The organism is Desulfoprunum sp. (assembly GCF_053613775.1).
The window spans coordinates 114,404-129,071 of record NZ_JBSHXH010000005.1 but is presented as its reverse complement, the minus strand read 5'-3'; the positions used below and the strand labels follow the sequence as shown (position 1 = coordinate 129,071).

9 protein-coding genes are annotated in these 14,668 nt (G+C 64.3%); 6 read left to right on the top strand and 3 right to left on the bottom strand.

Features of this window, described 5'->3' with window-relative positions; all coding sequences use genetic code 11:
- Positions 1-188: 188 nt before the first annotated feature.
- Together ACWGKN_RS12780 and ACWGKN_RS12775 are read right to left on the bottom strand one after the other, a co-directional pair.
- Entirely contained in the window at positions 189-2,462 is a 2,274-nt protein-coding gene (locus ACWGKN_RS12780; protein ID WP_452095396.1) for a carboxyl transferase domain-containing protein, read from the bottom strand.
- A gap of 28 nt (positions 2,463-2,490) precedes the next feature.
- On the bottom strand, positions 2,491-3,894 hold the full coding sequence (locus tag ACWGKN_RS12775) for a biotin carboxylase N-terminal domain-containing protein (RefSeq protein WP_035226894.1): 1,404 nt from the start codon (positions 3,892-3,894) through the stop codon (positions 2,491-2,493).
- A 385-nt stretch (positions 3,895-4,279) separates the two neighbouring features.
- Between ACWGKN_RS12775 and ACWGKN_RS12770 the strand changes: the two genes are divergently transcribed.
- The 6 genes from ACWGKN_RS12770 to ACWGKN_RS12745 all read left to right on the top strand — a co-directional run bounded on the left by ACWGKN_RS12770 (position 4,280) and on the right by ACWGKN_RS12745 (position 13,131).
- Complete coding sequence (locus ACWGKN_RS12770; RefSeq protein WP_452095395.1) at positions 4,280-5,158, top strand: hemolysin family protein; 879 nt, start codon at positions 4,280-4,282, stop codon at positions 5,156-5,158.
- Positions 5,158-6,732, top strand: a complete 1,575-nt coding sequence (lnt, locus tag ACWGKN_RS12765; protein WP_035226900.1) for an apolipoprotein N-acyltransferase — start codon at positions 5,158-5,160, stop codon at positions 6,730-6,732. Before ACWGKN_RS12770 ends, lnt begins: the two co-directional genes overlap by 1 nt.
- 68 nt (positions 6,733-6,800) lie before the next feature.
- Positions 6,801-7,911 (top strand): peptide chain release factor 2 gene (prfB, locus tag ACWGKN_RS12760; protein ID WP_452095394.1). Its coding sequence is split into 2 segments (ribosomal slippage): positions 6,801-6,884 and positions 6,886-7,911, totalling 1,110 coding nucleotides; the frame shifts between segments, so codons are not numbered across the junction.
- Between the two features lie 28 nt (positions 7,912-7,939).
- Positions 7,940-9,178 (top strand): (Fe-S)-binding protein, encoded by a 1,239-nt coding sequence (locus ACWGKN_RS12755; protein ID WP_452095393.1) that lies wholly within the window; start codon positions 7,940-7,942, stop codon positions 9,176-9,178.
- On the top strand, positions 9,175-10,515 hold the full coding sequence (locus tag ACWGKN_RS12750; RefSeq protein ID WP_452095392.1) for a hypothetical protein: 1,341 nt from the start codon (positions 9,175-9,177) through the stop codon (positions 10,513-10,515). Before ACWGKN_RS12755 ends, ACWGKN_RS12750 begins: the two co-directional genes overlap by 4 nt.
- A gap of 141 nt (positions 10,516-10,656) precedes the next feature.
- Positions 10,657-13,131, top strand: a complete 2,475-nt coding sequence (locus tag ACWGKN_RS12745) for a PAS domain S-box protein (RefSeq protein ID WP_424254387.1) — start codon at positions 10,657-10,659, stop codon at positions 13,129-13,131.
- Between the two features lie 103 nt (positions 13,132-13,234).
- On the opposite strand, the gene ald is transcribed toward ACWGKN_RS12745, so the two are convergent.
- Positions 13,235-14,350, bottom strand: coding sequence for an alanine dehydrogenase (ald, locus tag ACWGKN_RS12740; RefSeq protein WP_035226908.1), 1,116 nt, complete (start codon positions 14,348-14,350; stop codon positions 13,235-13,237).
- Between the last annotated feature and the right edge of the window lie 318 nt (positions 14,351-14,668).

Below are 14,668 nucleotides of genomic sequence, written 5' to 3'. Positions count from 1 at the left end.
GGCCGTCCCGGAGTCGAACCGGGGACCTGCTGATTAAGAGTCAGATGCTCTACCAATTGAGCTAACGGCCCTCACCTGTGGCATTGGTGCCATGTATGTATCACAGGCGGGTAGTGACGTCAAGACCGAATCCCGCCCGATCCGGAAAAATCAATGATGTGCTTCCCGCCTCTATGTCCTTGCCCTTGCTACCGGTAATACAGGCTCGGACTGCCCATGGTCAGCAGGGCCTTGTGGAGATTGCGGCGGAATTCCCGCCGGTCCCAGATACCCTGGATATGCCCGCGTTTCAAGGCATTGCGGGCGGAGTGATAATCCGGTGGGATATCGACTCCGGTGGTCTCGCGGATGACGCGCGGCCCGGCGAAACCCACCCGGCTGGAGCGGATGGCGAACTGATACGGCGAGCAGCCGAGGAAGGAGGCCACCGGACCGGCGTAGGAGTTGTTGTCGTAGACGACGATGTAGAGGCCGCCGGCATCGATGTACTCCCTGACCGCCATCGTGCATTTCGGCATCTGGATCACGCCCAGCGTTCCCTCCTGGATGCGGATGCCGCCGGTGGTATGGATGTAGGCGAGGAACGGCCGCTTCTTCCGTTTCGCCAGCTGGCAGGCCTGGACGAATTTCTCGCCCTCGGCCGAACCGACCGTGCCGTTGCGGAAATCGGAGTAGAGCATGGCGACGATGATCTTGATGCCGTTGACCTGGGCATGGAAGGTCATGTTGCCGGAATTCCTGCCGGTCTTCTTCTTCGACACCCCCAGCCGCTCGGTAAAGCCGGTGTACTCCAGGGGATTGCCGGAGGTGATGTCATTGTTGAAGAACTTGAGGGAACGGGGGTCGAAGATGTTCTTCAGGTACCACTGGTGCTCGAGCGGAAAGTGGTGGCCGCAGGTCTCGCAGACCCCGGCGAATTCGCCGTAGAGATCGGGTATCCACAGGTCCTTGCAGCCGTATCTGGCGGCATTCGGGCAGGTGACGGTCCGGTCCTCGTTGGCCAGCGGGCTGGTGTAGGTGTCGGTCAGCTCGAGGGGATCGACTATCCGACCGTTCTCCTGGCCGGGACTCGGCGGGACGGCAAGGCGCGGCGCCGGCTTCCTGCCCTTCTTCTTGTCGGACCAGAAATTGACCACGGCGTGGAACGGTTCGGTGATCCGCTTGAGCATCACCGAGCCTTCGCCGGAGACATCCTTGATCACCTTGTGCACCTGCCGCTTGTGGTTCTTCAGGATATCGTAGCGCAGGGTGTAATAGACCTTTTCCACCCCGGCCCAGGTCTGGTGCGCGAGGTGGGCGCCGGTGCCGGGGGTGCCGGTGAATCCGTGCCGGGCCATGCTCAGGTATTTTTTCGATCGCTGGGCCAGCAGCCGCCTGACCTCGTCGCGATTGAGATCCCACGGGACCTCGACCTGCAGTTCCTGCGCCTCCGAGGTGTTCTTCTTGCGGCCGATCTCCCAGGTCCGGAAGGCGCGGAAGCTCTTGGTCGCCAGGACCACCTGGTCGGTCGCCCGCAGCATCTCCGAGCGCAGGGTGGCGAAGAAGTTGAAGTCGTCGCGCCGGGCACCGAGCAGCGGTTCATGGATGATCCGGTCGATTGTGCCGTTTTTCAGGTTGTCGTAGGCGGTGAGGCGCAGCCGGTCGGCGCAGACCTCGATCAGCTCCTTCGGCACCTTCGATCCTTCCCTGATCTGGCCTTCGATGGCCGCCGCTCCCTCCGGCGAGATGACCGAGTAGTAGCCGTGGGTGACCATCAGGCGGTAGTCGGAGAGGCCGATTGCCTCGGCCCCGCCGGAACCGCCTTCCGAGATCAGCGAGATCATCGGCACCCGCAGCTTGGTCATGGCGAAGATGTTGCGGGCGATCTGCTGGGCGGCGCCGGGGTATTCCTCGACCGGGTAGGAGCCGGGGGTGAAGATGTAGAAATGGATCGGGATGCCTTCGGTCTCGGCGACCTTCATGAACCGCTTGGCCTTGGCGTTGCCTTCGGGCCGGCAGGAGCCGCCGTTGCGGAACTCCTCGCCGTGGCCGGTCTCCTGGCCGATGACCATCACCGAGGCGGTGTAGGGCTTGTTCTTGATGCGGCGGACGATGGTGGCCTTGGCGCAGATCATCGCCGGGTCGATATTGGCGTCGCCCTCGCCGCCGAGCTCGGTATAGTCCTCATAGACATTTTCGAGGATGTCCTTGAGACTGAAACGCTGGGCGCTGCGGACGATCCGCACCCGCTCCATCGGGGTCAGTTGTTCCTCGGCCCGTTCCTCGAGAAAGCTGATCGACTCGTCGAGCTTGCGGATCTCGCCGGACAGTTCCTCGACGGTATGATCGTAGACGGTCTGCTTGAGGCGGTCGCAGGTGGACTTGAAGCCGTCCAGGTTGCCCCAGGTGGTGAAATCCTTGACCTGCAGCAGATAGTTGATCCGCTCTTCGATTTTATGCAGTTGTTTTAACTGTTCGTTCATAGGGGCAGTGTTTCGTCCGGTGCTGGTCTTAGAAGGCGAGCAGGCGATCCAGATTGTTTTTGAGGTATGCCAGATTGGTGACGATCGGGTTGTCGCTGGAATCCTTACCGCGGATCACCACCTCGTCGATGAAGCTGGCGGCCCGGGCCTTGGCCTCGTCCATCGAGTCGCCCCAGACCAGGGCCAGGGCGAGATTGGGGTCGAAATCACTGGGGATGGGGTAGGGCCGGTCGAAGGGGACATGGGTGTACACCGCCGACCACTCGTGCTGCGGGAAGGTGAAGTCGGTGATGGTGCCGATCCACGGGGCGAACCCCCGTCGGGTATCCTCGGCGACGATGCGCAGCTCGATGGCGGCGCCGCGGAAGTCGACATCGGCCTGGCGATAGCCGATCCTGTCGCCGAGGCCGAGGCGGATCTGCTCGCGCAGCAGATTCGGCTGCCGGCCGTTGATGTAGCTGATGCGGGCCGAGATGTCGTTCTCCACCTGGATCCGGGTGTTGACTTCGAGCAGGTAGGGCTGGCCGCTGCGGGACACGATCCACTCCCAGGTGCCGACGTTGTCGTAGTTGACGTGGGCGGCGAGTTTCAGCGAGTACTCGACGATCTGGTCGAGGACCTTCTGTTCGTCGAAGTCGTAGGCGAAGCAGGAAGGGTGGAAACCGGGGGAGGCCTCGACCCGTTTCTGCCGGCCGGTCGACTGGATGGTGCAGTTGCGGGTGCCGAAGTGGATCCGTTCGCCGTGCTTGGAGCAGACCAGCTGGACCTCGAGGTGGTTGTAGTCCCGCAGGCACTGCTCGATCAGGACCCCGCCGTCGCCGAACTGGCGTTTGGCATAGTTCTGCAGCTGGCGGTAGATCCGGCGGAAATGCTCGATCTCGGTGACCTCCTCGATCCCCATGCCGCCGCCGCCGGCCGCCGCCTTGACGAGAATCGACGGGTTGTCGATGCCGTCGGCCTCCTGGCCCTCGAGCAGCCGCAGGGCGATCTCCTCGGCCTCCATCTCGTTGTAGATCGGGGCGTCGGTGCCGGGGATGGTCGGGATGCCGAGTTGGTTGGCGGTGCGTTTGGTGTTGATCTTGTCGCCGAGACTCTTGATGACTTCCCAGCTCGGGCCGATGAAGGTCAGGGCCCGGTCGCGGTTCGAGGCCCGGCGGGCGAAACGGTAATCCTCGGAAAAGAAGCCGTAGCCCGGATGGATGGCGGTGCAGCCGGTGTGATCGGCCACCGCCAGGATATCGTTGGGTTCGGTGTAGCTGGTTATCCGCCAGGCGTTCTGGCCGGGGCCAAAGGTGATATTGCGCTGGACATGCTCGGAATCCTTGTCGGCCTCGGTGTAGACCACGGCGTAATCGAGACCGAGATCCTTGCAGGCATTCATGATCCGGATGGCGATTTCTCCCCGGTTGGCGATAAGAACCTTTCCTTCCAAACTGTTCCTCGTATGGTATAATGAAGAAGTGTCGCACTGCTGTCCAGGGCAATGATGTTGCGGAAATGAACCGGAAGTGGACAGTCAATAATTCGAGCCTACTATAGTCTCGCCTCTCCAAATAGCAAAGAAAAAGATGCATCGTCGCCGCCAGGCCAGGAGCAGCGCGGCTTCGCGAACAACGGAGGCGATCCGTGGAGCGATGGCGGGTAAGGGCTGGGCCTTGGAAAAATGCAGGGAGGAGTCGCGCCGATATTGCTTTTTCCCCCGTCGATGATAAATGTCTTGGCATTACCGGAGGACACCTTCCCGCCACGAGCAGGGATAGGCAGCGCTGCCTGAAGATCCCGGCCCTCCATCTCGAACCCCTGTTCCCGAACGATACATGGAAACGGACAGTGTCGCTGATCAGCAGGATGCTGCTGAACGCAAAGGTATTCTGAAACGTCTGCTGGCGCTGGTCTCCTTCGGGCGGCCGGAGACGACCGCCGATCTCGAACAGGAGATCCAGGATCTGCTGGAGGAGGGCGAGGAGCAGGGCTTGATCACCAGCATGGAAGAGAAGATGATCAACTCCATCTTCGATTTCCGGGAGACGGTGGCGGCCGAGATCATGACCCCGGCCGCCGAGATCGTCGATTTTGATGAATCCTCCTCGCTGTCGGAACTGGTCGACCTGGTGATCGAGAACGGTTTCACCCGCATCCCGGTCTACCGCGGCAACGCCGATCGGGTCATCGGCATCATCCACGCCAAGGACCTGCTGAAGATCTGCGCCCGGCCGCAGGCCGGTCCGATAACCCTCGACAGCTTCCTCCGCCCGGTCCACTTCGTCCCCGAGAACAAACCGATCGGCGAACTGTTCCGGGAGTTTCAGAAGAACAAGGTGCATATGGCGATGGTGACCGACGAATTCGGGGCCATCCGCGGCCTGATCACGATGGAGGACATCGTCGAGGAGATCGTCGGTGAGATCGACGACGAGTACGACGACGACCAGGACAATCTCGAGATCGTCAACGACAACACGATCATGGTCCATGCCCGGGTCGATCTCGAGAAGGTGGAGGAGCATTTCGACCTGAAACTGCCGGAAGGCCCGTACGTGTCGATCGGCGGGCTGGTCATCCACATCCTCGGCCGTCTCGGCCTGGTCGGCGATACGGTGGAGGTCAACGGCCTGCGGCTGGTGGTCAGAAGCGCCGCCAAGCGCCACATCAAGATGATCGAAATCACGCGCCTGGCAGCCACGGAGTCGGTTTGATGCTGCTGACCGTCCGTTCACCGCTGCCGGCGGCCGTGTTGTCGGGGCTGCTGCTGGCCCTCGCTTTTCCCGGCGGGCCGGGATTGTGGCCGTTGCTGGCGGTCGCCCTGGTGCCGCTGCTGCTGACTCTTCGGGGCGGGATCCGGGGCCGGGCCTTCCGGACCGGGCTGGTCGCCGGGATGGTCCACTTTCTCGTCCTGCTCTACTGGATTGTCACCGTGCTCGGCCATTACGGCGGCCTGCCATGGTATTTCTCGGTGCCGGCGCTGGGCCTGCTCGCCCTGTACATGGCCCTGTATGTCGGGTTCTTCGCCCTCGGCGCCCGAATGCTGGGCGAGACGCTGCCCGCTCCGGCCGCCCTGTGGCTGGTGCCGGCCCTCTGGGTCGGTCTGGACTGGCTGCGCGGCTGGCTGTTCAGCGGCTTCCCGTGGATGGACCTCGGTTATGCCCTGTGGGGGCAGCCGATGCTGATCCAGGTGGCCGACCTTCTCGGCCACCACGGCGTCACCTTTCTCCTGGTCCTGGTCAACACCCTGCTGGCCCTGCTGCTCAGCGCCGGATCCGGACCCGGGGCGGGGCGGCTGAGGCTGGCCGCGCCTGTCGTCCTCGTGATCGCCGGTGTGGCGGTCTACTCGGCGGTGCGCTGGCACCAGGTCGGGCAGCAGATGGCCGGGGCCGAGCGGATGCCGATCGGCATCGTCCAGGGCAATATCGACCAGGACCTCAAATGGTCGCCCGAGAACCAGGGAAAGACGGTGGCCACCTATATCGACCGAACCGCCTCGCTGTTTGCCGGCGGCGATGGGCCGCGGCGGCCGACCCTGGTGGTGTGGCCGGAGACGGCCCTGCCTTTTTATCCCGAGGGCAGCATGTTCGTCGAGGACCTGCAGCGGATGAACACCCGCTTCGATATGGCCCTGCTGACCGGGGCGCCGTGGTACGAGGTCGTCGACCGGGACAGGAAGGAGTATGATTATTTCAACAGCGCCGTGCTGATCGCCCCGACCGGCGAGTTCATCGACCGCTACTCGAAGAGCCACCTCGTCCCGTTCGGCGAATATGTCCCGCTCAAGCCGCTGCTGCCGTTTCTGGCGCCGCTGGTCGAGGCGGTGGGCGATTTTTCGCCCGGGGTCATCGGCCGGCCGCCGGCCTGGCGGCAGGGGCGGATCGGGGTGCTGGTCTGCTTCGAGAGCATCTTTCCCGCGATCGCCGGCCAGTGGGTGCGAAACGGGGCCAACGTGCTTGTCAATTTGACCAATGACGCCTGGTATGGTAAATCGAGTGCCCCCCACCACAGTCTGGCGATGACGGTCTTCCGTTCGGTGGAGACCCGGCGCAGCCTGGTCCGCTCCGCCAATACCGGGATTTCCGGCTTTATCGACCCGCTTGGCCGGGTCGTCCGCCAATCCGGGCTGTTCGAACCGTGGGCGGCGGCTGAGGATGTGATCCTGATGGCAGGAGAAAGCCCCTGGGTGCGCGGCGGCCATCTCTTCGCCCCGCTGTGCGCCGGAGCGGCGCTGGCCGCCATCGGCTGGAGCGTTTCCGGGCGCCGGCGCCGCCGACACTACCTGTAACAACATGCCGCCCGGCCCCTGTCGGCCGGGCGGCGGCTTTGATCAATTTTATCGTGTAGGACACAATCATGACGCTTGATACCGGTGCAGCTGTTTCGAAACAGAGGATAACTGAATTGAAGGATCGCCTGCTGGCCCTGAAGGAGCATCTTTGACCTGGCTCAGAAGAAAGACGAGTTGGAGCGGCTGGAACAGCAGACCCTCGCCCCCAACTTCTGGAACGACGCCGAGATCGCCCAGAAGATTCAGAAGGCGCACGGCCAGCTGCAGGAGATCATCAACGGTTGGGAAAACAAGTGGAACGAGCTGGAGGAAGTCGACCTGCTCCTCGAGATGGGGATGGAGGAGAACGACAACGACACCTTCCATGAGGTCGCCCTCCGTCTCACCGACCTTCAGGATCTGGTCGCCGTGTCCGAGGTGGAGTGCATGTTCAGCGGCGAGCTCGACAACAGCAACGCCATCATCACCATCCACGCCGGGGCCGGCGGCACCGAGGCCCAGGACTGGGTCGGCATCCTGCTGCGGATGTACCTGCGCTGGGCGGAACGGATGGGCTTTCGGACCGATATCCTCGATATCCTGCCCGGCGACGAGGCCGGAACGAAGAGTGTCACCATCCTCATCCAGGGCCGCTACGCCTACGGCTACATGCGGTCCGAACTCGGCATCCACCGGCTGGTGCGGATCTCGCCGTTCGACGCGAGCGGCCGCCGCCACACCTCGTTCGCCTCGGTGATGGTGATGCCGGAACTCGACGACAGCGTCACTGTCGACCTCGACGAGAAGGATATCCGTATCGACACCTTCCGCGCCAGCGGCGCCGGCGGCCAGCATGTCAACAAGACCGACTCGGCCATCCGCATCACCCACCTGCCGTCCGGCATCGTCGTCCAGTGTCAGAACGAGCGGTCGCAGCACCGCAACAAGGACATGGCGATGAAGATGCTGATGTCCCGGCTCTACGAACTGGAGGAGGAACGCAAGCGGGTCGAGCAGGAAGGCCTGGGCGGCGACAAGAAGGAGATCGCCTGGGGCAGCCAGATCCGGTCCTATGTCCTGCAGCCGTACCGGCTGATCAAGGATCACCGGACGGATCACGAGATGGGCAACGTCGACGCGGTGCTCGACGGCTATCTCGATTCCTTTATCAAGGCCTTTCTGCTGTGGCAGAAATGAGGTCCCGACCCGGCAAGGGCCCATCACCGTGACCAACAGCATCCGATGCGCCAAGTGCGGGGCCTGTACCGTGGTCTGCCCGGTCTACAAGGCCAGCGGCGGCCTGGAGTCCTATTCCGCCCGGGGCCGCAACCATCTGGCCACGGTCCCGGAGTTCGCCCGGCCGACCCCGGCCTATGAGGACATCTTCTCCAAGTGCCTGCTGTGCGGGGCCTGCACCAGGGCCTGTCCCCGGGGGATCGATGTCAACCGCGAGACCATCCGTGCCCGCTCCGGTTTCTCCCGCTTCTACGGCCGGCACGGCTTTCAGAAGTACCTGGCCCGCCAGGCGCTGCGCCATCCGGAGATCCTGGGAGCGGCCGGGCGACTGGGACGGACCGCCGGCCGCCTGACCCGGCGGTTGCCGCCCGACAGCGGCCTGCGGCTGCGGCTGGCGATGTTCGAACCGCCGGCGGCGGAGGTTCCGGCAGCGCCGGCACCGGTGTCCCGGCCGATACCGCAGGCCGCGGCGCTGACCTGGTTTCCCGGTTGTGCCGCCGAATACCTCTTCCCCGAGATCGCTTCGGCCTGCCGCGACCTGCTGGCCGGCCATGGCTTCGACCTGGTCGTCCCGGAGGGCCTCGGTTGCTGCGGCCTGGCCCACCATGCCGCCGGTGATGGGGCGACGGCGCTGGCATTGGCCCGTCGCAATATCGAGATTCTGGAACGTCGTCCCGGCCCGATCCTCATCTCCTGCGCCTCCTGTTTCGCCCATCTCCGCCACTATCGCGACCTGCTGGCCGACGATCCTCTGTGGCAGGAGCGGGCGGCGGCGGTCGGCGACCGGCTGGAGGAGATGATGCAGTTCCTCGACGGCCTTGCCGCAACGGCAGCCCCGGAACATATCGGGGCGGCGGCGAAACGCCCCTTGCGGGTCTTCTATCACGATCCCTGCCACCTCCGCCATGAGGTCGCCATCGCCCGGGAGCCGCGCCGGCTCCTGCAGCGGGCAGCCGGCGTCGACCTGGTGGAACTGCCCGGCGGGCCCCAGTGCTGCGGCCAGGGCGGACTGTTCCATATCGGCGCCCCCGAACTGGCGGCGCTGATCCGCGACGACCTGGCGGCAAAGGTGCTGGCCCTGCAGCCGGACATCGTCACCAGCACCTGCTCGGGCTGTCTGATGCAGTGGAAGACGGCCCTGACCGCCGCCGGTTCGCCGGTGAAGGTCATGCACCTGGCTGAACTGCTGCGCCTGATCGCCGCTGTCGGCACGGTGGACGGGGCGTGACGACCACCTTCTATCCGGCGGCACGTTCGGTCATCCTGTTTACCGTGCTCCTCCTAACCGTGCTCACCTCCATCGTCCCGGCCCGCGCCGAACCGGCCCTGCCGGATTCACCGGCGGACCGGCAGGCCCTGGCCGCCCGGCTCGTTGAAGCGGTCGAGGAGCGGGCCGATTCCCGCACCGGCCTGGTCCTCAGCTATGGCGGCGACGCCAGCGCCATCGGCCGCCATGGCGCCCAGCTCTACGATACCGGCCTGCGGCTGCTGGCCGACAGCCGCCATGGGGCGGAAATCATCAGGACCTTTGCCGCTGCCAACGCCGGCGAAGGCCGGCCCGGGCTGCCCCAGACCCTGGCCGCCGGCTTTGCGCCGTCGACCGGGATCTACAGCTGGATCCGCATCGGCGGTTTTACCGAGCCCTGGTGGTGGAACGACTGGGAATGGTCGGTCAAGACCGGGGAGAACGCCTGGCTCGGCCTGGGCGCCCTCCACCGGTTCAACAGGACCGGCGAGCGGCAGGCCCTGCAGCTTGCCATCGACCGGGCGCAGTTCATCCTCGCCCTCCAGGACGATGACGGCGGCTTCCGCATCGGGCCGCGCCGGTTGGCCGAGGACTTCTGGTGGCGCCGCAAGTCGACCGAGAACAACGAGAGCGCCGTCGCCTTCCTCGACATGCTGGCCGCGGCAACCGGCGAGGGGCGCTACCGCGCGGCCGCCGACCGGGCCTACGCCTGGCTGGCGGAGAAGATGTATGACCGCGACCACCATCTTCTCCGCCGGGGCGAGGTCGAGGAGGCGGGAGGGTGGCGCCGGGATAGTCTTGAGGACCTGGCCGCCGATACGATCAACTGGCTGCCGCTCGCCCGGATCCTCGGCGATCGCCGCTTCGGCGCCGACCGGCAGGCGCGGCTCGCCGAAATCAAGAGGATGGCCGATGCCATGGTCGAGCGCTGCGGCGTCCGGCAGGAGGGGGCGCTGCGGGGGATCAGCTACTCGCCGCTGTCGCGGCGGCAGGCGGTCATCTCGCTGGAGTGGTCGGCGCAGTACGTCCTGCTCTGCCGTCGCCTGGCCCGTGAACACGAACGGGACCGGGACCAGGTCGAAGCCGGAATCTGGCACGCCCGAGCCGAAGAGGTGCTCCGGTCGTTGGCCGGCTACATCACCGTCCGGGACGGTGAGCCGATCGCCGCCCATGCCGTTTTCCCCGACGGGACGGTGGCCGCGGGCCAACCGATGTGGGATGACATCATCCTGACTCCGGCCGCCTCCCTGTCGACCGCCTCCCATCTGTACCTCGCCTTCGCCCTGCGGGGTATCGATCCGCTGCGATTGGCCGACTGATCGGCCGGCATCTCCGGCCCCGCCTGATTTTCCTTCATTTCATCCTCATAAAACGTATATACTGGTGGCATGGGGCTGTCCGTCCGGGGGGAGGCAGTCACCGAAATCATTGAATGATCGAATGGCTGGATGGAGACGGTGATGGTTGCGGACGACCTCAAGACCAGAGAAGAACTCCTCGCCGAACTGGTTGTCTTGCGACAGCGGCTTGGCGCAGCAGCGGCGCAGCTCGACGACCGGCGGCGGCTTGGCGGCGATGACCGGCTCCTGCAGCGGCTGATGGACGATTTCATGGCCCCTGTCGTCATCAGCTCGATGGCTGAGCGGCGGATACTCTATCTCAATGGGTATGCCTCGCGCTACCTCGGCGTGAGGGTGGAGGAGGCCATTGGCCTGAACGTCCTCGATTTCTGGATGGTCTCCGACGAGCGGGCCCGGTTCCTGACCGAGATCAGCCGCCAGGAGCAGGTGAAGGATTTCAAGGCCAGTTTCCAGTCGCGGGATGGACGGATTCTCCATGCCCTCCTCTCGGCCCATACCGTCGCCTTCGCCGGAGAGGCGGCGATGCTCACCCTCTTCGCCGACATCACCGAACGCAAGAAAACGGAGGAGGCCCTGCTCGAGAGCGAGACGAGGGTCCTCGACATCTACAACCTGATGCGGCTGATGTCCGATACGGTCCCCGATTTCATCTGGGTCAAGGACCTTCATGACTGTTATCTCTTCGCCAACAAGGCCCTCTGCCTGCGGCTGCTGATGAGCGAGACCGCCGAAGAGCCGATCGGCAGGGATTTCCGCTACTTTGCCGACCGGGAGAAACTGCGGGGATTCGACTTCACCTTCGGCGATGGCTGCATCGATTCCGATGCGGTGGTCAGAGAGACGGGGGAGGCCGGGCGTTTTCTCGAGTCGGGGCTGGTCCGCGGGGAAAATCTGGTCCTCGATGTCTACAAGACCCCCTTGTTCGACGAAGCCGACCGGTTGATCGGCACGGTCGGTGTCGGTCGCGACGTCACCCGGGACCACAGGACCAGGCAGGCCCTGGGTGAAAGCGAGGAGCGCTACCGCCTGCTGCTGAAGAATATCCGGGATGTGATCTGGGTCATGGACGACCGCTTCAAGTTCACCTTCGTCACCCCGTCGGTGACCGCCCTGACCGGTTACAGCCCGGAAGAATTTCTCAACCTGTCGCCCTACAGCAATATGGCACCGCAATCCCGCTTGATGTACGAGAATGCGGTACGCAAGGGGCTGGCCCGAGAGGCCCGGGGCATCCGCGATGAATCCCCGCGACTGTGGAAATTCGAGTGGGAATGCAAGGACGGTTCGGTGATCTGGGTCGAAACCTTGATCTCGATCCTCAGAAATGACGACGGTTCGTTCAGGGGGCTGATCGGGGTGAGCCGCGATACGACCAGCCATATGCGGGTGCTCCGCGACCTCAGGCAGGCCAAGGAGATCGCCCTGGCCGCCAACCGGGCCAAGTCCGAGTTTCTCGCCAACATGAGCCATGAGATCCGCACACCGATGAATGCGATTCTCGGCATGATGCAGCTGCTGCGGGAGACGCCGCTCAATCGGGAACAGCGGGGCTTTGTCGACACTACCCTGGTGGCGGGAGAAAGCCTGCTCCGCCTGATCAGCGATATCCTCGATTTTTCGAAGATCGAGGCCGGCAAGATCGACCTGGTCAGCGAACCCTTCCCTCCCGTGGCCCTGGTCGAATCGGTGCTCCGCTCCTTTGACAGCATGGTCGACAGGGACCGGGTCGACATCCGCTACCTCGTCGGCGGCAGTCCGCCGGAATGGGTGGTGGCCGATGGTTCCCGGCTGCGCCAGATCCTCTTCAACCTCCTCGGCAACGCAATCAAGTTCACCGAGGAGGGCGATATCACGCTGACCCTTGAGGCGAGATACCATGATGACGGCAAGACCGCGGACCTGCTGTTCGAGGTCCGGGATACCGGGGTCGGCATCCCCGCCAATCTTACCGACCGTCTGTTCGAGCCCTTCGTCCAGGCCAACGGTTCCTTCCGTCGCCGGTACCGCGGCACCGGGCTGGGGCTGAGCATCGTCAAACGCCTGGTCGGCATGCTCGGAGGCGAAGTCAGGCTGTCGAGTATCGAAGGCGAGGGGACCGTCGTGCGCTTTTCGATCCCGGTGCAGATCTGCGGCGATCAGGAGACGGCGATGGGCGACGCGATCGAGGCCGACGATCCCGGCGACCTCTCCCTCCACGTCCTGGTGGTCGAGGATGAGGCGATCAATGCCCAGGTGGTGTCGGCGATGCTCCGCAACCAGGGCCATGGGGTGGTGGTGGCGCCGAATGGCCGGCTGGCCCTCGAGACCCTCGAAAACGAGGTGTTCGACTGCATCTTCATGGACATCCAGATGCCGGAAATGGACGGTCTCGAGACTTCGGCGGCGATCAGGCAGCGGGCCGGCTGCAACCGCCTCGACATCCCGATCATCGCCCTGACGGCGCATGCGATCCAGGGCGACCGGGAGCGCTTCCTGGCCGCCGGCATGGACGACTACCTGACCAAGCCGATCAGGGCCGAATCACTGCGGGAGATCATGTGGAAGGTGGCCGGCCGCCGGTATTGCGGTACTTGAAAAAAAGCCGCGGACGGGCAATGACAAGGGCGCTGCCCCCATCCGGGGAGAGCGCCCTTGTCGTTGAGGCAGGGCTCATCGCCTGAGCCCTGCCGCGCCGTCCTCAGTTGAGGAAGGACTCGATCGGTGTATGGTCCATGCCGAATGCCTCGGCCACGCCCTTGAAGGTGACCCGGCCTCCGATCACGTTGACCCCGAGGCGGATTTCCTCGTTGTCCCGGCAGGCCCGTTTCCAGCCCTTGTTGGCGATCTGCAGGGCGTAGGGGAGAGTGGCGTTGGTCAGGGCCAGGGTCGAGGTCAAGGCCACCGCGCCCGGCATGTTGGCGACGCAGTAATGGATGATGCCGTCGACGATGAAGGTCGGCTCGGTGTGGGTGGTCGGTCGTGAAGTCTCGAAACAACCGCCCTGATCGATCGCGACATCGACCATGACCGATCCCGGTTTCATCTCCCTCAACATTTCCCGGGTAATGACCTTCGGGGCCTTGGCGCCGGGGATCAGGACCGAGCCGATGACCAGATCGGCCTCCCGCAGCAATTCGCGCAGCTTCGGCCGGGTGCTCATCACCGTGGAGCAGTTGCTCGGCATGATTTCGCTGAGATAGCGGAGGCGGTCGAGATTGGTGTCGAGCATATAGACCCTGGCGCCGAGACCGCAGGCGATGCGGGCGGCATTGAGGCCGACGACGCCGCAGCCGATCACCACGACATTCCCCGGTTCGACCCCGGGGACCCCGCCGAGCAGGATGCCGCGGCCGCCCTCGCTCATCTGCAGGTAATTGGCGCCTTCCTGGGCCGCCATGCGGCCGGCGACCTCGCTCATCGGCGTCAGCAGCGGCAGGCTGCGGTCCTTCTTCTGGATGGTCTCGTAGGCGATGTTGACCGAGCCGGCGGCGATCAGGGCCCTGGTCAGCTGCTCGTCGGCCGCCAGGTGGAGATAGGTGAAGATGATCTGGTCCTTTTTGATCAGCGGGTATTCCCCGGGCTGGGGCTCCTTGACGTGCATGACCATATCGGCCGCGGCATAGATCTCGGCCGCTGTTTCGACCAGCGTCGCCCCGGCCTGGCGGTACTCGCTGTCGGCGAAACCGCTGCCGATCCCGGCGCCCGTTTCGACCAGGACCTGGTGCTGGTGCTGGGTCATGATTTCCACCCCGGCCGGAGTCATGCACACGCGGTTTTCGGCTGTTTTGATTTCCTTGAGGATTCCGATGTTCATCGTCCTGTTCCTTGCCCTGGATGATTGGGGGTGGGTGATCTGCCGTCAGGTCGTCGGCAGGGGTTCGCGCTCATTGTGGCGGCGATCGATGTCGAGCTGGACATACTGCCGTATCGATCATCTTCGATTGACGTATCACCGGATGAAGATCGATGACGGCCGGGGCGATCTGCCACCGGTCCCGCAGTCGGGAACCAGCACCGCTTCAACCGTTCCCAAAATAGGTTTACATTCTGAAAATGTCAAAGATTTTGTCGGCGCGAAACCGGTCGGCGCCTGCGGCTGCGGCAAAGGCCCTCGCCCCGGGGGTACGGTTTA